At 33.7% G+C, this 22,518-nt stretch carries 23 protein-coding genes and 1 tRNA gene; 21 read left to right on the forward strand and 3 right to left on the reverse strand.

Annotated features, from left to right (window positions below; translation table 11 throughout):
• Window positions 1–34 precede the first annotated feature (34 nt).
• From trxA to ACFQ1Q_RS06920, 10 genes are all read left to right on the forward strand, one after another.
• Complete coding sequence (gene trxA, locus ACFQ1Q_RS06875; protein WP_386129295.1) at window positions 35–352, forward strand: thioredoxin; 318 nt, start codon at window positions 35–37, stop codon at window positions 350–352.
• A 69-nt stretch (window positions 353–421) separates the two neighbouring features.
• Window positions 422–1,351, forward strand: a complete 930-nt coding sequence (locus ACFQ1Q_RS06880) for a DUF58 domain-containing protein (protein WP_386129297.1) — start codon at window positions 422–424, stop codon at window positions 1,349–1,351.
• Between the two features lie 75 nt (window positions 1,352–1,426).
• A tRNA-Asp gene (locus tag ACFQ1Q_RS06885) sits at window positions 1,427–1,500 on the forward strand.
• Between the two features lie 402 nt (window positions 1,501–1,902).
• On the forward strand, window positions 1,903–2,076 hold the full coding sequence (locus ACFQ1Q_RS06890; RefSeq protein ID WP_386129299.1) for a hypothetical protein: 174 nt from the start codon (window positions 1,903–1,905) through the stop codon (window positions 2,074–2,076).
• A gap of 104 nt (window positions 2,077–2,180) precedes the next feature.
• The gene (locus ACFQ1Q_RS06895; RefSeq protein WP_386129301.1) at window positions 2,181–4,217 is read left to right on the forward strand and encodes an ATP-binding protein; all 2,037 of its coding nucleotides are present in this window, start codon (window positions 2,181–2,183) and stop codon (window positions 4,215–4,217) included.
• Window positions 4,218–4,235: 18 nt separating this feature from the next.
• A complete protein-coding gene (locus ACFQ1Q_RS06900) occupies window positions 4,236–4,904 on the forward strand; it encodes a response regulator (protein ID WP_386129303.1) in 669 nt (222 codons plus the stop codon).
• Between the two features lie 316 nt (window positions 4,905–5,220).
• Window positions 5,221–5,580 carry a BlaI/MecI/CopY family transcriptional regulator gene (locus ACFQ1Q_RS06905; protein ID WP_386129305.1) on the forward strand — a complete coding sequence of 120 codons (360 nt, stop codon included), beginning with the start codon at window positions 5,221–5,223 and terminating at the stop codon, window positions 5,578–5,580.
• Window position 5,581: 1 nt separating this feature from the next.
• The gene (locus tag ACFQ1Q_RS06910) at window positions 5,582–7,846 is read left to right on the forward strand and encodes an energy transducer TonB (RefSeq protein ID WP_386129307.1); all 2,265 of its coding nucleotides are present in this window, start codon (window positions 5,582–5,584) and stop codon (window positions 7,844–7,846) included.
• An 11-nt stretch (window positions 7,847–7,857) separates the two neighbouring features.
• Window positions 7,858–8,994 carry a tetratricopeptide repeat protein gene (locus ACFQ1Q_RS06915; protein WP_386129309.1) on the forward strand — a complete coding sequence of 379 codons (1,137 nt, stop codon included), beginning with the start codon at window positions 7,858–7,860 and terminating at the stop codon, window positions 8,992–8,994.
• Between the two features lie 68 nt (window positions 8,995–9,062).
• The gene (locus ACFQ1Q_RS06920) at window positions 9,063–9,536 is read left to right on the forward strand and encodes a hypothetical protein (RefSeq protein ID WP_386129311.1); all 474 of its coding nucleotides are present in this window, start codon (window positions 9,063–9,065) and stop codon (window positions 9,534–9,536) included.
• Between the two features lie 53 nt (window positions 9,537–9,589).
• On the opposite strand, the gene ACFQ1Q_RS06925 is transcribed toward ACFQ1Q_RS06920, so the two are convergent.
• Genes ACFQ1Q_RS06925 through ACFQ1Q_RS06935 form a run of 3 tightly spaced genes read right to left on the reverse strand, consistent with a single transcriptional unit; the run spans window position 9,590 to window position 12,469 of the window.
• Window positions 9,590–10,324: a Bax inhibitor-1/YccA family protein gene (locus ACFQ1Q_RS06925; RefSeq protein ID WP_386129313.1), complete on the reverse strand. Its 735-nt coding sequence runs from the start codon at window positions 10,322–10,324 to the stop codon at window positions 9,590–9,592.
• A 42-nt stretch (window positions 10,325–10,366) separates the two neighbouring features.
• Window positions 10,367–11,500, reverse strand: a complete 1,134-nt coding sequence (locus tag ACFQ1Q_RS06930) for a glycosyltransferase family 2 protein (RefSeq protein WP_386129315.1) — start codon at window positions 11,498–11,500, stop codon at window positions 10,367–10,369.
• On the reverse strand, window positions 11,501–12,469 hold the full coding sequence (locus ACFQ1Q_RS06935) for a lysylphosphatidylglycerol synthase domain-containing protein (protein WP_386129317.1): 969 nt from the start codon (window positions 12,467–12,469) through the stop codon (window positions 11,501–11,503).
• A gap of 55 nt (window positions 12,470–12,524) precedes the next feature.
• On the opposite strand from ACFQ1Q_RS06935, the gene ACFQ1Q_RS06940 reads away from it, so the two are divergent.
• The 11 genes from ACFQ1Q_RS06940 to ACFQ1Q_RS06990 all read left to right on the forward strand — a co-directional run bounded on the left by ACFQ1Q_RS06940 (window position 12,525) and on the right by ACFQ1Q_RS06990 (window position 22,427).
• The gene (locus ACFQ1Q_RS06940; protein WP_386129319.1) at window positions 12,525–13,136 is read left to right on the forward strand and encodes an outer membrane beta-barrel protein; all 612 of its coding nucleotides are present in this window, start codon (window positions 12,525–12,527) and stop codon (window positions 13,134–13,136) included.
• A gap of 3 nt (window positions 13,137–13,139) precedes the next feature.
• The gene (gene ruvC, locus ACFQ1Q_RS06945) at window positions 13,140–13,694 is read left to right on the forward strand and encodes a crossover junction endodeoxyribonuclease RuvC (protein ID WP_386129321.1); all 555 of its coding nucleotides are present in this window, start codon (window positions 13,140–13,142) and stop codon (window positions 13,692–13,694) included.
• A gap of 95 nt (window positions 13,695–13,789) precedes the next feature.
• Window positions 13,790–15,010: a coproporphyrinogen-III oxidase family protein gene (locus ACFQ1Q_RS06950; RefSeq protein WP_386129323.1), complete on the forward strand. Its 1,221-nt coding sequence runs from the start codon at window positions 13,790–13,792 to the stop codon at window positions 15,008–15,010.
• 2 nt (window positions 15,011–15,012) lie between these two features.
• Window positions 15,013–15,762, forward strand: coding sequence for a cyclase family protein (locus ACFQ1Q_RS06955; RefSeq protein WP_386129325.1), 750 nt, complete (start codon window positions 15,013–15,015; stop codon window positions 15,760–15,762).
• Window positions 15,763–15,898: 136 nt separating this feature from the next.
• Entirely contained in the window at window positions 15,899–16,507 is a 609-nt protein-coding gene (locus ACFQ1Q_RS06960) for a DUF4230 domain-containing protein (RefSeq protein ID WP_386129327.1), read from the forward strand.
• Window positions 16,504–16,863 carry an MmcQ/YjbR family DNA-binding protein gene (locus ACFQ1Q_RS06965; protein WP_386129329.1) on the forward strand — a complete coding sequence of 120 codons (360 nt, stop codon included), beginning with the start codon at window positions 16,504–16,506 and terminating at the stop codon, window positions 16,861–16,863. Before ACFQ1Q_RS06960 ends, ACFQ1Q_RS06965 begins: the two co-directional genes overlap by 4 nt.
• Window positions 16,864–16,958: 95 nt before the next feature.
• Window positions 16,959–17,915, forward strand: a complete 957-nt coding sequence (locus ACFQ1Q_RS06970; protein ID WP_386129331.1) for a dihydrodipicolinate synthase family protein — start codon at window positions 16,959–16,961, stop codon at window positions 17,913–17,915.
• A gap of 47 nt (window positions 17,916–17,962) precedes the next feature.
• Window positions 17,963–19,549 carry an aldehyde dehydrogenase (NADP(+)) gene (locus ACFQ1Q_RS06975; protein WP_386129333.1) on the forward strand — a complete coding sequence of 529 codons (1,587 nt, stop codon included), beginning with the start codon at window positions 17,963–17,965 and terminating at the stop codon, window positions 19,547–19,549.
• Window positions 19,550–20,560 carry a 4-hydroxyproline epimerase gene (locus ACFQ1Q_RS06980; RefSeq protein ID WP_386129334.1) on the forward strand — a complete coding sequence of 337 codons (1,011 nt, stop codon included), beginning with the start codon at window positions 19,550–19,552 and terminating at the stop codon, window positions 20,558–20,560.
• A gap of 2 nt (window positions 20,561–20,562) precedes the next feature.
• On the forward strand, window positions 20,563–21,810 hold the full coding sequence (locus ACFQ1Q_RS06985) for an NAD(P)/FAD-dependent oxidoreductase (RefSeq protein WP_386129336.1): 1,248 nt from the start codon (window positions 20,563–20,565) through the stop codon (window positions 21,808–21,810).
• Window positions 21,811–21,863: 53 nt separating this feature from the next.
• On the forward strand, window positions 21,864–22,427 hold the full coding sequence (locus ACFQ1Q_RS06990) for a PhnA domain-containing protein (RefSeq protein WP_386129338.1): 564 nt from the start codon (window positions 21,864–21,866) through the stop codon (window positions 22,425–22,427).
• Window positions 22,428–22,518 lie beyond the last annotated feature (91 nt).

Consider the following 22,518-nt stretch of genomic DNA (forward strand, 5'->3'; position numbering starts at 1 on the left):
TAAACCGAAGTAGAATACATTAAAAATAAATATTATGGCATTAGAAATAACAGATGCAACTTTTGAAGAGCAAGTATTAAATAGCGATAAACCAGTAATGGTAGACTTTTGGGCAGCTTGGTGCGGACCTTGTCGCATGGTAGGACCAATTATTGATGAGATTAGCTCAGAGTACGACGGTAAAGCGGTTGTTGGTAAGGTAGATGTAGATGCTAACCAAGAGTTTGCTGCTAAATACGGTGTAAGAAATATTCCGACAGTTTTAGTTTTTAAAGACGGAGAAGTTGTTGGTCGTCAAGTTGGTGTTGCACCAAAGAATGCTTACGCTGAAGCTTTAGACGCTTTACTATAAGCTATATATTCAAAAAGAATTTATAAAAGGTTTGTCTGTATGACAAACCTTTTTTAGTTTCGGTAACTCATGGATTTAAGAAAAGAATTAAATAAAGCAGGTGGTTTTAAAAACCTTGAATTGTTAGCCAAACAAGTGGTTGAAGGTTTTATTGCGGGTATGCATAAAAGTCCGTTTCATGGATTTTCGGCAGAGTTTGCAGAGCATAAAATTTACAATCAAGGCGAGAGTACTAAACACATTGATTGGAAACTTTACGCTAAAACAGATAGGCTACATACAAAGCGCTATGACGAAGAAACTAATCTCCGATGTCACCTCATTGTAGATAATAGCGCCTCGATGCATTATCCTGAAAGCGCTGGTTCTACGATAGCTAATTTGAATAAAATTTCATTTTCGGTATTGGCTTGCGCTTGTTTAATGCATATTCTTAAAAAACAACGCGATGCTGTTGGGTTGAGTATCTACAGTGATGATTATGATTTTTATTCGCCTGAAAAAGGGAGTGAACGTCATCATCAGATGTTATTAAGTGAACTAAGTAATTCGGTTATAAACTTAAAAAAAACTGATACTACTGAAACTTATAAATATTTACATTTAATTGCTGAAAAAATTCACAGACGCTCTTTGATTTTTGTGTTTACGGATATGTTTCAAACTTCTGAAGATGATGAGAAGATTTTTGAAGCCCTTAGACATTTAAAGTATAACAAGCATGAAGTCGTGGTTTTTCATGTGTTTGATAAAGAAAAAGAACTAAATTTTAATTTTGATAACAGACCAAAACGGTTTGTAGATATTGAAACTGGAGAAACCATTGACCTGTATCCGGATACCATTAAAGACAACTACGAAAAAGCGGTAGATACTTATTTTAAAAACTTGAAATTACGTTGCTCACAATATCGAATTAAGTACGTTGAAGCGGATATTAATAAAGGGTTTGATAAAATATTATCGACCTATATGATAGAGCGTCAGAAATTTGCCTAAATAAATTAATATTTTTTCTTTTTTTATTTGCGGAATTAAAAATGCAGTGTATATTTGCCCTCGCAATTAAGCAACGGTCTGGTAGTTCAGTTGGTTAGAATATCTGCCTGTCACGCAGGGGGTCGCGGGTTCGAGTCCCGTCCAGACCGCAAAATTGCATTAGAGCTTCAAGAGATTGAAGCTTTTTTATGCTAAAGATGTTGTGTTGTTCTGAGAGCAATCTCGGAGTAGTTGTAAGAATCCTAAGAAAATTGGGATATTACCAATGAGAAGCTTTCCTTTTCCGATGTATCGGAAATGGGATGCTTTTTTGTTTTTCAGGTATTTTATTAACAAAAAAAGAGTTTTTAATCGGTAAAAAACATCATTTAATCGATAAAATGATGATAGTGCCTTAAAATTTGCTTTATTTGTTGTCCTCTTAGATAAAGCCCTAAATCACTTATCCAAGATTTTTTTAATCCATTGATGCTTTTACATGTACGTAAAGGCTTTTCTTGTTTAGTTCAAATTTAACTTTTAACTATAATTATTACTAAATAAGAAAACTTATGAAAGCTTTAAAAATTACCCTACTTTTAATTGCTGTTGTTGTACTAACTGTATCAGTTGTATCTAAAGAAAATGCGGTACAGGATGAAGTTAGTACATTTAAAAATTCTAAAAAATCTTATAATCCTATAGTTCACGCTAAAAAGAAACGTGGAGTAAGTTCTAACGGATAAGATTCAAACTTTTTTATACTATTTAAGTCAGCACACTCTGCTGGCTTTACTTGCTTGTACCTGTCAGCTATTTTTTTAACTTTACTACATAGGTAAATCTTCTTATGTTAAAAAAATGCTTTTGTCTTACCATTATAGTTTTAATTTGCAGTATTCTCTACTCACAAAAAACTAATAAAAATACTGATATTGATAGTCTGTTTTATTTTAGAGATAAAGTACAAGACGAAACTCTAAATATTGCCGACAGAATAAGATTCGCTGAAAAGACATCTTTTATTGCAAAACAGCGAAATCTCGATTCTTTATTGCTTATAAATAATCGAAACTTATCTTTATTATATTTCTACGAAGAGGAATCTGATAAGTATGAAAAAATTAATAGAGCTAATCTTGTTTTAGCAACAAAACTTAAGGACACTACTGCAATTGCAACAGCAAATTACAATCTCGGAGGTTATTTTTCATATTTCGAGATAAAGAATGATAGCAGCTATTACCATTATTTAAAGGCCTTAAAGTTTTATACTTTTTTAAATGATAAACCAAATCAGTTAAGTTCCTTATTGGCATTGGCAGATATTCAGGATACTGAAAAAGATTACATAGGTAGTCAAGAAAGTGCCGTAAAAGCACTAGAATTAGCGTTTAAACTCCCAAAAACTGAACGAAATTTAGATAATATCTGGAGTCTTTATAATCTCTTGGGTGTATCCTCTCAAAATTTAGGCGACTTTCAAAAATCCTTAGAATATCATGAAAAAGCATTCAATATAGCAGATAGTATGATTAATGGTGATTATAATAAATCTATAACCATTAACAATCAAGCTGGTGTTCAACGAGAATTATTAAATTATAACAAAGCTTTAGAACTTTATAATTCTTTATTAGATAATCGAGATGTTTATGAGCCGTATGATGAAACTTTTTATCCTCTAATAATTGATAACGTAGCTTATACAAAAGTCTTGGCTGGTAACAAAGATTACGAATCCATTAGTAAGCTGTTTTATGAAGCTTATGACTTAAGTAGTGTGCTTGATGATGATATCACTAAATTAGCTGTTACAATAGATTTGGCTAAATATTATAAGTCTAGGGCTATTACGGACTCAATATTAAAGTATGCAGAAAAGGCATATAACTTGTCAAAAAAGATTACATCTAATGACATACTATTAGAGTCTATGATTTTATTATCTGAGTTAAAAGAAGGTAATGAAGGAAAAAAATATCTCCTAGAACACATCAAATTAAGTGATAGTCTATTGAAAGTCGAAAGAAATGTCACAAACAAATTTGCTAGAATAGAGCTAGAAACCGACCAAATAGAAGCCCAAAATGAACAAATTTCAAAAGAAAACTTTTACTTATTACTACTTTCCGCAGGGCTTCTACTTACAGCAACTTTGGTCTATATTATCCTATCGCAAAGGGCAAAAAATAAAGAGTTGCGTTTAGTGCAAGAACAACAACGCGTTAATGAAGAAATTTATAATCTTATGCTTGGACAACAAGATAAGGTAGAAGAAGCAAGAGCTCAAGAAAAAATTAGGGTTTCTAAAGAGCTTCACGATGGTGTTTTGGGTCGTCTTTTTGGGGCAAGATTAAGTTTAGATAGTCTCAATTTTTCCGAAGGCAAAGAAGCTATGATGAATCGCGCTAATTACATTGGCCAACTAAAAACCATAGAGGACGATATTCGTAAAATTTCGCACGAAATGAATACCGATTTTGTGTCTGGTTCGGGCTTTATGGATATTGTTTCAGAATTGATAGAAAATCAGACTAAAGCATACGGATTAACCAATGACTTTAATTATACAGATGATTTTAGTTGGGAGTTTGTGCCTAATAAAACCAAGATAAATATTTATAGAATTTTGCAAGAATCCATGCAAAATATCTATAAGCATGCTGAAGCTAGTCATGTTAAAATTGATATTTTACGAAAAAAAGATGAGATAATTATCTACATTGAAGATGACGGAAAAGGATTTGATACAACAAAAGCCAAAAAAGGTATTGGACTTAAAAATATGACATCGCGAGTTTTAGATATTGATGGAAAAATTTCATTTACCTCTAAACCAAATAATGGTACAATAGTTAAGGTCAAAATTCCTTATAAAGTTTAACCAATCTACACCTACAATATGCAACGACTAAAAATCTTAATGGTAGACGACCATCCTATTATTATTGAAGGTTATATGAATGTATTAATGGCTACAAAAACTGATGATCAAGAGTTAGATATCGATACAGCCAATAATTGCGACATGGCCGAAATTATGATAAACAGAGCGTCAGACAATGAGCATTACGACCTCTGTTTCTTTGATATAAGTCTTCCGCCATCGCAAGATGGAAAATATACCTCTGGTGAAGATTTAGCCAAGTTGGCGCAAACCAAATTACCAAATGCAAAGATTGTAATTCTTACGATGTTTAATGAATCTTTCCGCATTCATAATATTATTAGAGAGATTAATCCGGATGGTTTTTTAATTAAAAGTGATTTAACTTCAATGGAATTGGCAGATGCTTTTCAGCATATTCTAAAATCACCTCCATATTACAGCAGCACGGTTCATAATTACATTAAAAGAACCATTACAAATGAAATTTACGTAGATGATATTAATCGTAAAATACTACATCTATTATCTCAAGGCATAAAAACTAAAAGTCTCTTAGACCATATTCAATTGTCAATGAGTGCTATTGAAAAAAGAAAAAAACAGCTCAAATTATTATTTGATGTTGATGACGGCAAAGATGAAACCCTACTAGAAATGGCAAAAGAAAAAGGATTTATATAAAAAATGCCCTTTTTTTATGTTCAAAAAAGGCTATGAGACACTGTCAATACTGAAAACTACGGTTTTTCCGTAACAAGTCTACGGTTTTTCCGTAACAAAAATATAATTAGCTTCTTTACCTTTGAAGTATCAACATAGAATTAATTAATCCCTCTTATTAAGTAATTGTTGAATTAATAGCTTTAAAACCTAGTAGTAAAATCGACCGATGATTTTCTACTAGGTTTTTTAATTTTCTTTTTTTTAACTAAATAATTAGTTTTAACTAAAATATTAGTTATATTTGTTTAACTGTTCAACTAAATATTTAGTTTAAATGAAGCAATTAACAAAGGCAGAAGAAGAAATTATGCAGACACTTTGGCAACTTAAGAAGGCCAATGTAAAGTCTATTATAGATATGTTGCCAGAACCAAAACCGGCATATAATACAGTATCTACAATAGTTAGAATTTTAGAGTCTAAAGGGTTTGTAGATTACGAAAAACAAGGTAAAGGTCATGTCTATTTCCCTATTGTAGAAAAAGAATTGTACAGTAATCAGTCCATAAATAAACTAGTCGATAATTATTTTCAAGGCTCATTTAAAAGTATGGTGTCTTTTTTTGTAAAGAAAAATGATGTTAATGTACAAGATATAGAAGCTTTACTAAAGGAAATTAATAAAACTGAATAATATGCTGTATTATATCCTTCAAATTGTAGCTTTTCAGTTGGTTTTTTTAATCATTTATGATGTGTTTTTAAAACGCGAAACCTTCTTTAATTACAACAGAATTTACCTTTTAGGAACTGCAATTCTATCCTTTGTACTTCCATTTATTAAGTTTAAAAGTTTAAAAACCGTAGCGCCAAAAGATTTTGTAATTGTTTTGCCCGAAGTTTTTATCGGCAGCAAAAACATACCGAGTCAGACATATAGAAACGCAGCACTACAAGCTGGTATTGAAATTAGCGAACCTACAATGCCTATTTGGCAAATAGTGTTCTTTTTAGGTATGGCAATTGCAACTTTATTTTTTGCTTACAAGCTCTCCAAATTATTTTATTTGAAGGCCATAAATCCTAAGCATTGGCAAGAAAATATTCTCATAGTAAACCTAATTAAAAGCGTAACGGCATTTTCATTTTTTAACACCATTTTTATTGGTGAAAATATTTCTAATCAAGACAAGCCGACCATACTTAAACATGAGTTAGTCCATGTAAAACAATGGCATAGTTTAGATTTAATGCTCTTTGAAGTAATGCGAATTCTACTTTGGTTTAATCCACTGGTGTATATGTATCAAAACAGAATTAAAGCACTTCACGAATATATTGCCGATGAAATAGCTGTAAAACAAACCGGAAAACAAACTTATTACAATCAATTACTTAATCAGGTATTCGAGACACAAAATATGTCGTTTACCAATACATTTTTCAATACATCATTAATCAAAAAACGAATAGCCATGTTACAAAAATCAAAATCAAAAAAAGCGGCATTAATTAAATATGCGCTTATTATTCCTATGGTTTTAGGAATGCTTATTTACACATCTGCTGAGGTTAAAGCGCAGACTAAAGAAACAATTGTTGAGACGATAGAAGTTCAAGAGATTTCAGAAAAAAGTCTTATTCAAAAATATTACAAGGAGCTTAAAAAGTTGTATGATGCAGATGACATTGATAAAATAATGAAGTTTTCAAAAGCAGATTTGAATAATTTTAAAATGACACTTGATGAGTTTGCTAGATTTAAGGCTTTTGGAAAAGTTATGTTTGAAGATAGAATAAATGAAAAAATCAAAAGTGGAACAGCTACAGATTCAGAAAAAAAAATGCTTAAAAACTCAGATAGGAGAAATGAATCTTATACGGATTATTTAGCTCGAACTAAAACCGAAGAATACGGAAAACAATGGGAAACACGAACAAAGGGCAGCACATTAAAGCTATACGTTAAAGACTTAAAGAATAAAACGAAAGAAGAAGAAAAGCGATTTGAAGAAAAGGTTGATTTAATTATTAAAGATCCTTTTTGGACAAGATTACTTATTTCAGATGGCAACCAATCTCAAACCATAGTTATTGAAGATGGCCAAAAAGAACCAGTTTCTAAAATAAATTCTGCAGATGATGTAGAAATTATAGAAGTCCAAGAATCCATAGAAGTACCTTACGCAGTAATTGAAAATGTTCCTACGTTTCCAGCTTGTAAAGACTTAACATCTAATGAGGAAAAGAAACATTGCACTTCAAAAAATGTGGCAATGTTTGTCAACAAAAATTTCAACACTAATTTGGCAACACAATTAGGTTTGGAAGGCAGACAACGCATTTCAGTATTTTTTAAAATTGATAAAGAAGGAAACGTCACTTCAATCGGTGCAAGAGCGCCACATCCTCAACTAGAAGAAGAAGCCAAACGTGTTATAGGATTGCTGCCACAATTTATTCCTGGCACTCAAAAAGGAAAACCTGTGGTTGTGCCATACGCTTTGCCTATCGTATTTCAAGTAAATACAAACGCCAATACCGTTTCAAAAACACCTAATTATGATGTTTTTAAAAACGACCTTCAAGATAAAAAAGACTATGTACCATTTGCTGAAGCAGATAAAATTCCAACTTATGAGGAATGCAAGAATTTAACTTCAAATAAAGAAAAGAGGTCATGTACTGCTAATGAAATAGCCATGTTTGTAAATAAAAATTTCAATTTAGATTTGGCGAAAAAACTAGGACTCAAAGGAAGACAACGTATCGCAGTAGTATTTATGATAGGAAAAGACGGCAAGATACATTCAGCTTCTGCCAGAGCACCACATCCAAAACTAGAAGAAGAAGCTGTTAGAGTAATAAACATGTTACCTGTATTTATTCCTGGCGAGCATAAAGGCAAAAAAGTAGATGTCATCTATAAGTTGCCTATTTTATTTCAAGTCCAAGGATAACAAATAACTAGATGAATAAATATATTTTAATCATTTTGTATGTATTTCAAATCAATGCCGAAGCTCAGTCTTCGGCATTAGACGTTGCAGACAGTTTGTATGCCAATGGCAATTATACAAAAGCCATTAATAGTTATTTAGAAATTGAGGATAAACATGCAGTTTACAGCAAAATTGCAAAAGCCTATTTGGCATTAGGTAACAGAGGTAAAGCTTTAGAAAATTATAAGTTAAGTACAGATGCAAACCCAGATGACGCACTGATTAAATATGAGTATGCAAAGCTATTATTGGCTTCAAAAAAATATAAAGAAGCGTCAGATATATTCGAAAAATTAATTTATATCGATTATAAAAATCCAAATTATCACTATCAAAAAGGACTTGCTTTGGAGAAATTAAATGACTCTACTGCTCTAAACAGGTTTTTGTCAGCTTATAATTTAGACGATACGCATCAAAAGGCAATTTATAAAATTGCACGTCACCATTTGGTAAAACGCCATCATCAATTATCGCACAGATACATCGATAAAGGTTTAGAAAGCTACGCTGAAAATATTGAACTGATAAGCCTTAAAGCTCAGAATTACTACTATCAAGAATACCATGACCAAGCCATAACTTGGTTCAATAAATTGATAGAATTGGGCGAAACATCAGAATTTATTCACGAAAAACTTAGTCTGTCTTACGCCAAGCAATCCGATTATAAAGAGGCTATTTATCATCGTACAGAAGCTTTAAAGTACAACCCTTACAATGCTACTGCTATGTATGTCATTGGCACGTATTACGAAAAACTAAAAGATTACAAACAAGCAGAAGAATTCATCAGTAAGTCTTTAAATTTAAAAGATGTACCGTTAAATGATGAGTATATAAAATTGGGTCGCGTATTAAATTATCAGAAAAAATATGCAGAAGCTATTGTCGCCTATCAAAAAGCAGTAAAAGAAAAGCCTCAAGATTTATTTGCGCAATTTGCACTTTTGACAACAAAAGATCAATATTATGCAGACAAAAAAACCGTGATTAAGCTTTACGAAAAATTTATTGAAGACCATCCAAATGATAAAATGTTTAAACCGCTTATAGAACACCGTATTTCAGAATTAAAAAAAGAAGAATTTATGAATAAAGATTAGCAAGAGGCACGTCTTCCTTTTAGCATCTTTAAATGAAATATTGTACATTTCGGTTTCAGAATATTTAGATGAAACGATTGGTAATTTGCATATGTGTTTTTGTGTTGTCTTGCGATTATTTCGAGAAGAAAAAAATTAAAACCGAAGACATAGTTTCTCAGGAGTTGCAACATATAGATTGGAACGCTGTTGACTCCTATCCGACTTTTGCTATGTGCCACACTAAATCTGAAAAAGAAGAGAATAGAAGATGCTTTGAGCAAATTATTTTAGGTAGCGTTAATTCCTATCTTTCTAAACAAAACATAATCGTTTCAGAAGATGTAGACGATACCATTATGGTCAAGCTTCAAATCAATAAACTAGGTGAAATTTCAGTTTTAGATATTAATTCAAAGCCTGAAACACAGCGGATAATTCCAGCTATAGATTCTTTATTAATAGGAAGCATTTCAAAATTACCTAAAATTTATCCAGCTATAAAAAGAGGACAGCAAGTACAAACCGAATTTGTATTGCCTGTTGTGGTTTCCATTAAATAATAGTTTTGTCAATTCGAGTGTTCCGACCCTTTTGTCGGAATGTATCGAGAACTTTACTTAAACTTTATCGCAAACTTCTGCAACAATCGTAACGCTTCAATATATAACCAAATTAGTGTTGCCAATAATCCCCAAGTTGCCAACCATTCTTTTTGTTTTGACGCTTTATTTTTATAACGTTCTATATAATCAAAGTCTAGAAGTAAAGCAAAAGACGCCACAATTGCGGCAATTATATTAAAAACAATTGCCAACCAAGATGTGCCCCAAATAAAACTTCTAATCCCGAAAAAACTCAAAATCCAAGACACAAAATACACGACCATAATACTTATGGTTGCTGTAATAATAACACTTCTTACTTGCTTGGTAACTACAATAATTCTGGTCTGATAGAGTAAAAGCATTACAAAAAAAGTTACAATCGTTACACCGATAGCTTGGTAAGGTAATTCAGGAAAGTTTTTATGCGCAAAAGCCGAAAATCCACCAAGAAAAAACCCTTTAGCCACAATATAAAGTGGTACTAAAAAATGCGCCCATTGTGTTTTAAAAGACAATATAATGCTTATGATTGCCGCGCCAAGCATTCCACCAAGTGTAAACCAACCTGTGTCCCAACCTTCGGTACTTAATTTCCAGATATACGCTGTAATTCCGGCGATTACTAAAATCCCGAAAAATGACTTAATAAAGATTCCAAAAACGGTCATTTTTTTATCGGAATCTCTACCATCGTCCCAAAAATAATCATTGAATATTGGGTTAGAAGTTCTGTTGTTTCTCATGCAAATTGGTTCAAAATTGTAATGGTAAAGCTATCAAAATTTTTAAAATTTTCTGCCTTTCCAATAATAAGAAGAAAAAGGCGCTTTTAAAGCAACAAAAACCGTCACAAAAGGATGCAGTAAACTCACGAAAGGATAAGATAGCATTACTGGACCTTGAGTAAAAAAACGAGCGGTTTTAAAAATCAGCAATAAGTCAATACAGGATTTCAATAGGAATAAAAGTACCGCACTTTTAAAGCTTAGCAAACAAAAAAGACAAAACGGTATAAGTGCAACCATTAAGAAGTTTGTAACCAAAACCAGCAACCCAAGTAACTTAGAAAAAAGTGATGTATAACCAACAGATTTCGAAGCCCAACGCATGCGTTGTTGAATAAATTCCGAAAAGTTTGAAGCAACAGTAGTCGTAACAATCGCTTTATCTGATTTTAGAAATTCAACTTTAGTTTTATCAGATTTTATAAATTTCTGAAGCAAAAACACATCATCGCCACTAGCAAAACTGTTATTTCCTTCAAATCCATTTACAGATTGAAACGCTTTTTTTGAATACGCAAAATTGGCACCATTGCACATAAACGGTTTCTTAATCCCGAAAGTTCCAATTGTCACAGCTTGTAAACTCAGTGTATCGATAATTTGAAAACGATTAAAGAACGAAGATTCACCAGTAAACCTAACAGGCGCAGCAATCGCAATTGGTTTTTTAAGCTGAATGCGTTCATCAAATGTGTCTAACCAATATTTTGGTAACACACAATCGGCATCAGTTGTAATAATCCAATCGTGCTTTGCGACTATAATTGCTGAAGAAATCGCGTCTTTTTTTGGAGAATTTGAAGTTCTATAATTCGAGATTATTCGAATATTGTCAGTTCGAGTGTTCCAACTTTTCTGTCGGACTGTATCGAGAACCGTTTTCCAATCATCCTCAGACTCATCATCCACCAAAATAACTTCAAAATGTGATTTTGGATAGTTGAGGTTTTCAATGGATTTTAAAAGCTTTGGTAAATTTTCAGCTTCATTTCTAAACGGAATCACAATTGAGAACCTCATTTTTGGTTCTAAATCTTGAAGTTTAAAATCTTCAACCTTATTAAAACCAAAATTAATCCAAGTGATAACCAACAAGTAAATAAGAACAATAAAGAAGCAGATTATTAGCAGCATTTATTCCGAAGTTTTAGGAAGTCTAAAATTAAGTACAAAGTAGCTACCAAAAATGCTTGGTATTACAAAGTTTAGTAACCACATTAATAGCGAAATAGAAACTATAGTCAATTCATCAACACCCAAAAATGCAAATAAATAAACCGCAGCACTTGTTTTTATAAGTACATCAAAAACTGCCAAAGATGGTACAATTGAACTTATTAAATACATACTGCTAATGGTAATCATGGCGGATTTATAATCGATGTTTACACCAAAAATGGTCAATAAAAAATAAAACTGAAACGAGAAAATAGCATAACGTATTAAAGAGAAAAAAAACGTTAATATATGAGTGTGTTTTGGTAACGAAATCACGTAATTTATAACTCGCTCAACAGAAAATCCTTTTATTTTAAAACTAGATTGTTTTAAACCAAAAGCGAAAAAGCCAGTAACAACAACTATTATAATTAAAAAGCGTGACACTTTTCTGAAATTGAGTTCTAAATCGTATTTAAAATAAAAAAGCGTAAACCCAATCAAGCCTATAATAGTCGTTACTGACATTTGGTAGGCGTTTCCAATTAAATTCAAGAATACAATTTGCTTTCTATGCGATTTATTGAAATAAACCGCTTTTGCACCATAATCGCCAATTCGGTTTGGTGTAATTAGCGAGGCTGTTAATCCGCCGAGACTTTGTTCTAAGGCTTCAAAAAAAGTAATTTTTTTTACTTTTGATACTAGTTTTTTCCATTTCATTATTTCAAAAAACCAATTAAAAAAGGTTAAAATGAGTAAAAAAATGATGTTTTTTGCCGAAAACACCTCGTTTTTAATCAAAATGGCTTTAAATTCAGAAAAATCAATTTCAGAATTATTTGCTATTCTATTATAGATGTAATATGTCGCGCCAACAATTATGCTGAGTTTAATTATAGCAATAAAGAATTGCTTAGATTTGTATGGAAGGTTGCCAAACACGTTACAAATTAAATCAAATTATTACAGTATGCTGCTTAAGTTCCCCAAATTCATAATGGCTTTATTGTTAATATCAACAACAATCACTTGTTACGGACAACGAAAAGAAATTAGTACTTGGTCAGCAAAAATTGGTTTAGGTTTTAATTCGCCTTCAGAGAGTGGTTTTGTGGATGGTTTTCCTGCGCAAACTTTAAATTTTCCTACTGTAAATTTAGGTGTTCAGCGAATGTTTAGTCGTCAACTTGGTGCGCGTCTCGATTATGGTTTTAATCGTTTTAAAAGCGAAAGCGATAATCCAGAATTTAAAATTAATTACAATCGTATCAACTTGCAACTGGTTTATAATCCTTCAGAATCTCTTAACTTTTTAACTCAAGAAATGCAACTGATTGGGCACATTGGTCCAGGATATTCGACTGCGAAGCCTTTAGGTAATTTAGATGTCATTAAACAGTCTTATTTAAACGCTATTGCTGGACTTGAGTTTCATTATATGATTAACAGGAAAGTAGCTTTATATGTCGATGTTTCATATATATATGGCTTAACTAATTTAGAAGATTACAATCCCGAAACTCTAGGATTTGGTGCTTTTAATGGTAATGTTTTTAATCTCACATTCGGTGTAAATATTGCTTTGAGTGGTTGTTATTATTGCGAATAATTTATGGCTACGGAAAAAATAATTTTAGGCATTGACCCAGGTACAACAATTATGGGTTTTGGACTTATAAAAGTGGTTGGAAAGAAGATGGAGTTTTTACAACTTAATGAACTACAACTCAAAAAATACGACGACCATTACCTAAAACTCAAAGTCATTTTTGAAAGAACAATTGAATTAATTGACAGCTACAATCCAGATGAAATTGCGATTGAAGCCCCTTTTTTTGGTAAGAATGTACAAAGTATGCTTAAACTCGGTCGTGCGCAAGGTGTTGCCATGGCAGCAGGTCTATCTCGCGAAGTGCCAATTACTGAATATGCACCTAAGAAAATAAAAATGGCGATTACGGGAAATGGAAACGCCAGCAAAGAGCAAGTTGCTAAAATGCTACAAGGCATGTTAGGATTAAAAACCTTACCAAAAAATTTAGATTCTATGGATGGTTTGGCGGCTGCTGTTTGCCATTTTTATAATCAAGGTCGTGTACAGATTGGAAAAAGTTATTCAGGCTGGTCAAGTTTTGTGAGTCAGAATGAAGATCGAGTGAAGAAGTAAACCTTTACAGTCTCAGAATTCAGTTTACATAATTAACTTTACATTTCAATTTAAAACTAATTCTCTACCAACTGCTACAGAAAACAGAATACTAAATGAGCGGCATCTATATCCACATCCCATTCTGCAAACAAGCTTGTCATTATTGCGATTTTCACTTTTCGACATCATTGAAAAAGCGTGACGAGATGGTCAAAGCTTTGGCAAAGGAAATTGAATTGCGAAAAACTGAATTCAAAACCGAAACTGTAGAAACTATTTATTTTGGAGGTGGAACACCATCATTATTGACGATTGACGAATTAAGATTTTTGATTGAAACCATCTATAAAAATTATAAAGTTTCTAATAATCCTGAAATTACTTTAGAAGCCAACCCAGATGATTTAGTCATAGCTTCAAAACTAACCGCAAATGTTACTTTGAGAGCTGATATAATTGATAATAAAATGCTGTCTCCTCGAGCGCAGTCGAGAGATTTTATGGACAGAATTTTCTATGACTACAAATCCATCGGTATCAATCGTCTTTCGATTGGCATTCAATCTTTTTTTGAAGACGATTTAAAACTCATGAATCGTGCTCATAATGCAGCAGAAGCTAAAGCATGCTTGGCGGAAGCAACACGCCATTTCGATAATATTTCAGTGGATTTAATTTATGGTATTCAGAATTCAACCAAAGAAAAATGGCTTCAAAATATAGAAACCGCCTTAAGTTTTGGCATTCCGCATATCAGCAGTTATGCCTTAACCGTTGAACCAAAAACAGCTCTAGCGTCTTTTATAGCAAAAGGCATAATTGAGGATGTAGATGATGAGTTAGCGCATGAACAATTTAATCTACTAAAAAACAAATTAGAAACTGAAGGTTTTGTGCATTACGAATTGTCAAACTTTGGAAAAGAAGGCTTTTTTAGTAAAAACAATACAGCGTATTGGCAAGGTAAATCCTATATTGGTATTGGTCCTTCAGCACATTCATTCAACGGAAAAGAACGTGGTTGGAATTTACGAAATAATTCAAAATATATTCAATCTATTGAAGACGGAATTTTACCAATTGAGATTGAAGAACTGACTAAAGTCGACCACTACAATGAATATATAATGACAGGTTTACGAACCATGTTTGGAGTTTCGCTTAGTAAAGTCGAATTAGAATTTGGTAAAAACTACAAAGATTACCTCCTGAAACATGCCGAAATTTTTATTCAGCAGCAATTGTTGTATATTGAAAATAATCACTTAAAAACGACACAAAAAGGGATGTTTTTGAGCGATGGAATTTCATCAGAACTGTTTAAACTGAACTAAATTTGATTGCAACAATTCAATACAAATCCAAAAGGCTAAAGGTCGATTTATCGAAACCGCTTGATATTTCAATTCCGATAAGGCACGGCGCAAAAAACGTGAATGCATGGTACATTGGTCCGCCTAAAATTGCACCCGAAAAATTTGATGACGATATTGTCAGTGTAAAAGAAGGTGCCTCTGTAAATTTTAATACCATTACCTTTAATCCGCATTCCCACGGCACGCATACTGAAACTGTTGGACATATAGTTGAAGAAAAACATTCTATTAATAAAGCTTTAAAACAGTATTTCTTTTTAGCTGAAGTTGTTACGGTGGCGCCAGAAAAGTTTATGAAAGACATTGTTATTTCTGCAAAACAACTAAAATTTGCCCTTGGAAATAAAGTTAGAGAAGCCATTGTCATTAGAACATTACCAAACCAAAAGGATAAAAAAACGATGCAATATTCCAATACCAATTGGCCGTATCTAAAGGAAGATGCAATTGAATATTTGGTAAAAAAAGGAGTTAAACATTTACTGTTTGATCAGCCAAGTGTAGATAGAGAAAAAGACGGTGGCGAATTGAAAGGGCATAACGCGTTTTGGCAAACTTCAGAAAGTATCAGAACAGATGCAACCATAACAGAATTTATCTATGTGTCTAACAAAATTGAAGATGGCACGTATTTACTAAATCTTCAAATTGCACCTTTTGAAAATGACGCCACGCCTAGCAAGCCGATTTTGTACAAAATAATTGAATGATTATGTTGTCAGGCTGAACTCGTTTCTGCATCTCACTAATTAAAAACTGTGCGACTTCGAGCGACAGTCAAGTAGCCATCGCTAAAAAATAAATATTTCATAACTTGGAGCGTTAGCAAATAAGTCACAAACAACCATGGAAGAATTTTTCATAATAATCATAAGCATACTTGTTACTTTAGGTTTAGTAACCATTTACAAACAATGGAAAACCAAGCAAAAAAAGAATGAGCAATCCATCATACTCCTCGATAAAATAAAACGGGTGTGCAAGTTTATAACCGTAGAAGGCGACTTTGCCGAAATCTACCATTACGAAGATGTTAAAGAGAAATTTCTAAAACTTATTTCTAGTAGAAAAAAGGCGCTAGTTGTCATAAATGCTAAAGCACATGTTGGTTTCGATTTAAACAAATTGAAGATTGATGCCAATCCTTCAAAAAAGCAAGTAGTATTAACTCATTTTCCACAACCTGAAGTTTTGTCAATAGAAACTAATATCAATTACTATGATAAAAAAGACGGTATGTTCAACAGGTTTGAAGCTTCAGATTTAACGGAATTACATTCAAAAGCAAAAATTCATATTCAAGATAAGATTCCAGAAAGTGGTTTGTTTAATGTCGCTCGTGGCGAAGCCTTAGAAGCTATTCAGCTAATAGAAACTATTGTACAAACCATTGGTTGGAAGTTAGATTATTCGGCATTAAAGATTGAAACTGAAGAGAAAAAACTTTTAGAATGAACATCGAACAATTCCGAGATTATTGCATGAATAAAAAGGAAGTCACGGAGCATTTTCCGTTCGATGAAGATACGCTAGTGTTTAAAGTCTGCAACAAAATGTTTGCGCTTGCTTCACTAAAAAAGTGGGAAGAAGGTGATGCGTTTATCAATTTAAAATGCGACCCAGATTATGCGCGAGAACTTCGGGCTGAATATGATGGCGTTGAGCCAGGTTACCATATGCATAAACAACAATGGAATTCCGTTTACGTCAATAGTGATGTGCCTACAAAACTTATTGTATCGTTGATTGACCACTCGTACGACCTGATAGTTCAGAAATTACCAAAGAAGGATAGAACACGAATACAGTAGCTGGCTTTTGTCTTTCGACATAACTGTACTTATTTTTAAGGCAAGTAAATGCAATTAAGAAATTGCTTAGTTTCACTACTCAAAAAACAAATAGTATGAGTTCTAAATGGGATGGCGTAATGCCTGCAGTATTTACATGGCTAAAAGAGTCAAAATCTGGTGCTTTTGAGATTGACTTTGATACAACGCAAAAACAAGCAGCAGGAGTTTTAAAAACTCAAGGAAAAGGTGGTAGCAGAATGAGCGGACTTGTTGGTTCTGGTACGTTAGGAGAGAATGGCTACTTGAGTACAAAACAGCGTCTTTCTTTGCTTGAAGCACTTTCTGAGGTTTCAAAAGAATGCAATGTGCCTTTAATAAGCGGAGCTGCAGCAGAAACTAAAGAAGAACTTGCCAAAATCGTAGAAGGACTTGCAAAAGTTGGCGTTGATACCGTTATGGTGATGCCACCAAAAACGAAGGCGATTCCTTCTGAAAAAGAAATGTATGAGTACTATGCACTTTCAGAAGCAACTGCAAATGATGTAGGTGTAACCATTATGCCTTATAACAATCCTGATGCCGCAGGTTATCATCCGCTATCAACAGACCTCCTTTTAAGGCTTTCTGTTCTTCCTAAAGTAACTGCTCTTAAAATATCGACTATCGATGTTTCAATTATTGAAACGTTAATGTTAGAAAATAAAGATTTAAAAATTTTGGCAGGAGTAGATACAGTTACTGTGCATGCGGGACTTGCTGGCGCTTGTGGTGGGATTACAGGTGTAGGCGTTATTTTCCCAAAAGCAAGTGTTACGATGCAAGAACATATTTCAAATGGCGAATGGGATAAAGCAAACAAAATTTCGCAGGCTTTAAATTCCTTATCTTATCTAGATGCTCAGCCGCTGCTTATGGAATATCTTAAGCTTGCTATGGGAATACATCATAACGATATTGCTGGAGGTCTGCGTACCTTTGGTAAGAAATTAACCAAACAGCAAATTGATGATGTCCGTGCTAGATATATCCTGGCAAAAGAAAGACTTGAAGCTCTGGACTTAATAAGTTAATTTTCAAATAGGAGAAAATTAAAAAAGCATTTAAAAAATTAGAAAATATGATTACTGGAAAAAACTATATAGGCTCAAAGCTATCGGCAAAAGGAAGTAAAACGTACCATACGTTTAATCCCCAATTAAATAAAGAAAATGAAACCGCACATGTTGAAGCATCTTCTGAAGAAATAGAAGAAGCTGCACAATTGGCTACAGAGGCATTTGAAACTTACAAAACGGTTTCTGGTGAGAAAAAAGCAGAATTTCTTAATGCTATTGCTGATGAAATTTTAGCATTAGATGATACTTTAATTAAGACGTATTGTTCTGAAACAGGTCTCCCAGAAGGAAGAGCACATGGCGAAAGAGGAAGAACCGTAGGTCAATTAAGAAGTTTTGCTGATTTGGTAGAAGAAGGTTCTTGGGTAGAAGCATCCATTGACACGGCACAACCAGATAGAAAACCATTACCAAAGTCAGATATCAGAAAATATGCCGTGCCTTTAGGGCCAGTTGTCGTATTTGGAGCTAGTAATTTTCCATTAGCATTTTCAACTGCTGGTGGCGATACCGCAGCGGCATTAGCTTCAGGTTGTCCTGTTATTGTAAAGTCGCACCCAATGCACGCTGGCACTGGCGAGCTTGTGTCAAGCGCTATTGTAAAAGCTGCTGAAAAAACAGGGATGCCAAATGGTGTATTTTCTAACTTAAATAGTAGTGGCAACGACGTTGGTGCAGCTTTAGTAAAACATCCAAAAGTAAAAGCTGTTGGTTTTACAGGAAGTATCAAAGGCGGGCGCGCACTTTATGATTTAGCTGCTCAACGTGATGAACCGATTCCTGTTTTTGCTGAAATGGGAAGTATAAATCCAGTTGTAATTTTACCAGACGCTTTGAAGAATAAAGGTAAAGATTTAGCTAATACTTATGCGGGTTCTATCACATTAGGTACAGGTCAATTTTGTACCAATCCAGGTTTGATTTTAGGAATTAAAGGAGAAGAATTATCAGGATTTGTTTCGCAATTATCAGAAGATATTTTAGCCATAGAACCAAGTTGTATGCTACATCCAAATATTTCTGAAACTTATACGAAGAACAAGGAGAAAGCCATTTCTCAAAGTGAAACTCAAGTTGTAGCGGATTATGATAAAGAGGTTAAAGCAAACCACGCGCAACAAGCTGTATTAACTGTTGACGGCGATAAATTTTTAAATAATCCAACATTGCATCACGAAGTTTTTGGACCGTTTTCAATTGTAGTTCAATGTGATGATAAAGAACAATTAGAAGACGTGATTTCTAACTTAGAAGGGCAGCTCACGGGCACATTAATCGCAGATTCAGACGAAGCTTCAGAGTATTCAGGAGTTATTTCTGCGTTACAAAATAGGGTTGGACGTATCATCTATAACGGCGTTCCTACAGGAGTTGAGGTTTGTCCGTCGATGGTACACGGCGGCCCGTATCCATCTTCAACAGATAGCCGTTTTACAGCTGTTGGTATCCATTCTATAAAACGATGGGTAAGACCGTTTAGCTACCAAGATTGGCCAAATGAATTACTTCCAGACGAATTAAAAAATGAAAATCCTTTAGGAATTTCTAGATTGGTAAATAATAGTCAAACTAAAGCAGCGATTGAGTAAATGGCTAAGAGCACTTTTGTTTGTATAGATGCGCATACCTGCGGAAATCCAGTTAGAGTCGTTAAAAGTGGAGGTCCAGAACTTATTGGAGATACAATGAGTGAAAAGCGTCAACATTTTTTAAAAGAATACGATTGGATTCGTAAAGGCTTGATGTTTGAGCCTCGTGGTCATGATATGATGAGTGGCAGTATTTTGTATCCATCGCACAATCCCGAAAATGATTTTGCCATTTTATTTATAGAAACTTCGGGTTGTTTGCCAATGTGTGGTCATGGAACTATTGGTACTATTACTATCGCAATTGAAGAAGGCTTAATTACGCCAAAAACGCCAGAAAAGATAAGAATGGAAGCACCAGCAGGTTTGGTAGAAATCGAATACCAACAAACCGGTAAAAAAGTAGATTGGGTAAAACTAACGAACATAAAAAGTTATTTGGCAGCAGAAGGATTATCTGTAGACTGTCCAACTTTGGGTACACTTAAATTCGACGTGGCTTACGGTGGTAATTTTTATGCGATAATAGACCCGCAGGAAAATTTTTCAGGTATTCAGGATTATACAGCAAGCGAAATTATTGGTTTTTCTCAAAAACTCAGACCACTTATTAACGAGAAGTATCCTAACTATTTTATTCATCCAGAAAATGAAACCATTAGAGATGTTTCACATCTATTATGGACAGGCACACCTTTAGACAAAAGCTCTAATGGAAGAAATGCCGTATTTTATGGCGATAAAGCCATAGACAGAAGTCCTTGCGGAACAGGGACATCTGCGCGTTTAGCACAACTTTTCGCCAAAGGTCAATTAAAGGTTGGAGAACCCTTTATCCACGAAAGTTTTATAGGAAGTAAATTTATTGGACGTGTTGAAGAGGTTACTAGTCTAGGCGATAAAAAAGCAATAATTCCAAGTATTCAAGGTTGGGCAAAAATTTATGGGCATAATACCATTACTATTGATGATGAGGATGACCCATATGCCCATGGTTTTCAAGTGATATAAATATGTCTAAACAAGTAATTATTATCGGTGGCGGAATCATAGGATTATGTTCTGCATATTATCTTCAAAAAGAAGGCTGTAGTGTCACGGTAATCGATAAATCAGATTTTTCTTCTGGAGCATCGTACGTTAATGCCGGATATATAACACCCAGTCATTTTATTCCATTAGCACAGCCAGGAATTATTACAAAAGGCTTAAAATGGATGTTTAATTCAGCAAGTCCTTTTTATGTAAAACCTAGGCTTGATGTCGATTTTTTAAAATGGGCATGGGCGTTCAAATCCTCTTCAACAAAAGCAAAAGTCGAAAAAGCAATACCAGTAATTAAAGACCTAAATTTATTAAGCCGAAGACTTTATGAGGATTTAAAAGATTCGGGAGATTTTAAGTTTCATTACGAGCATAAAGGATTGTTAATGTGCTATAAGTCCGAAAAGGTCGGAGAGGAAGAATGGCAAGTTGGGCAACGTGGCATACAAGAAGGTCTCAAAGTTGAAAATCTTTCAGTTTCAGAAGTCAAAAAACTAGAGCCAGATGTAGATTTAGATATAAAAGGCGCCGTTTATTTTCATTCTGATGCGCATATGACACCTAATAATTTTATGCGGGATATGTTGAGTTATTTAAAATCAGTTGGTGTCACGTTTTTTGAAAATGAAACCTTAGTTGATATAAAGACAACTGCGAATTCAATAAGCAAAATTATTACAAATAAGCAAGAGCTAGAAACTGATGAGGTTGTGATGGCTGCAGGAAGCTGGAGCCAAAATCTATCTAAAAAACTGGGTATTAAAATTCCGCTTCAAGCAGGAAAAGGCTATTCAATAAATGTTGAAAAAGATACTGGAATTACAATACCTTCAATTCTTTGTGAGCCTAAAGTTGCCGTAACACCTATGGATGGTTTTACGCGCTTCGCAGGGACTATGGAAATTGCTGGCATAAATTATAATATAAATCCTGTACGTGTTAAAGCCATTGCAAAAGCAGCTAAGGCCTATTACCCAAATATAACTTTTAGCCCAGACGCTATTGATAACGCCAAATGCGGTTTAAGACCATGTTCACCAGACGGTTTGCCATATATTGGTAAATCTTCAAAATGCGAAAATTTAACCATAGCTACTGGCCATGCTATGATGGGTTGGAGTTTAGGACCAGCCACAGGAAAATTAGTTACTGAGATAATTAAGAAAGAGAAACTTTCAATGCCAATTGATGCGTTTCATCCGGATAGAAAATTTTAAGATTTTCAACTTATAATCATATTAAAATTATCTTTGAAGCTTTTAGTAGTTATATGACTTCAGCAAAAGACTTAAAACAGCGTAGCAATAATCAATGCGAGTTGTGTAGTGCAACGGAAAATCTATCGGTTTACGATATTCCCAATGCAAAAGATAAAGCAATTTATGCCTGTAATAGTTGCACAACGCAAATGGAAGATTCTGAAAAGATTGATCCAAACCATTGGCGCTGTTTCAACAATAGTATGTGGAGCGAGCACGATGCTGTAAAGATTATGGCTTGGCGTATGCTTAATCGTGTAAATGAACCTTGGGCTGAAGATATGTTGGCTATGATGTATTTAGAAGATGAAACACTAGAATTGGCTAAAGCCGCTGGAGATGGAGAGGCTGACGAAAACCAGGTTATTCATCGTGATGTAAATGGTGTTGTCTTAGATACTGGCGACTCTGTGGTGTTGGTAAAAGATTTAAAGGTGAAAGGTTCTAGTATGGTTGCTAAACAAGGTACAGCTGTTAGAAACATAAGGCTCGACAGAGAAAATTCAGAATATATTGAAGGTAAAGTCGATGGACAGCACATTGTGATAATCACTAAGTACGTAAAGAAACTATAATGCTAGAAATTAGACCTACTTGCGAGAACTGTAATAAGCGTTTGCCTTTTCATTCTAATTAATATCAAAATTATGTCGATAGTTTTTTTTA

The sequence above is a fragment of the Winogradskyella litorisediminis genome (assembly GCF_042675765.1).
Classification (GTDB): Bacteria; Bacteroidota; Bacteroidia; order Flavobacteriales; family Flavobacteriaceae; genus Winogradskyella; species Winogradskyella litorisediminis.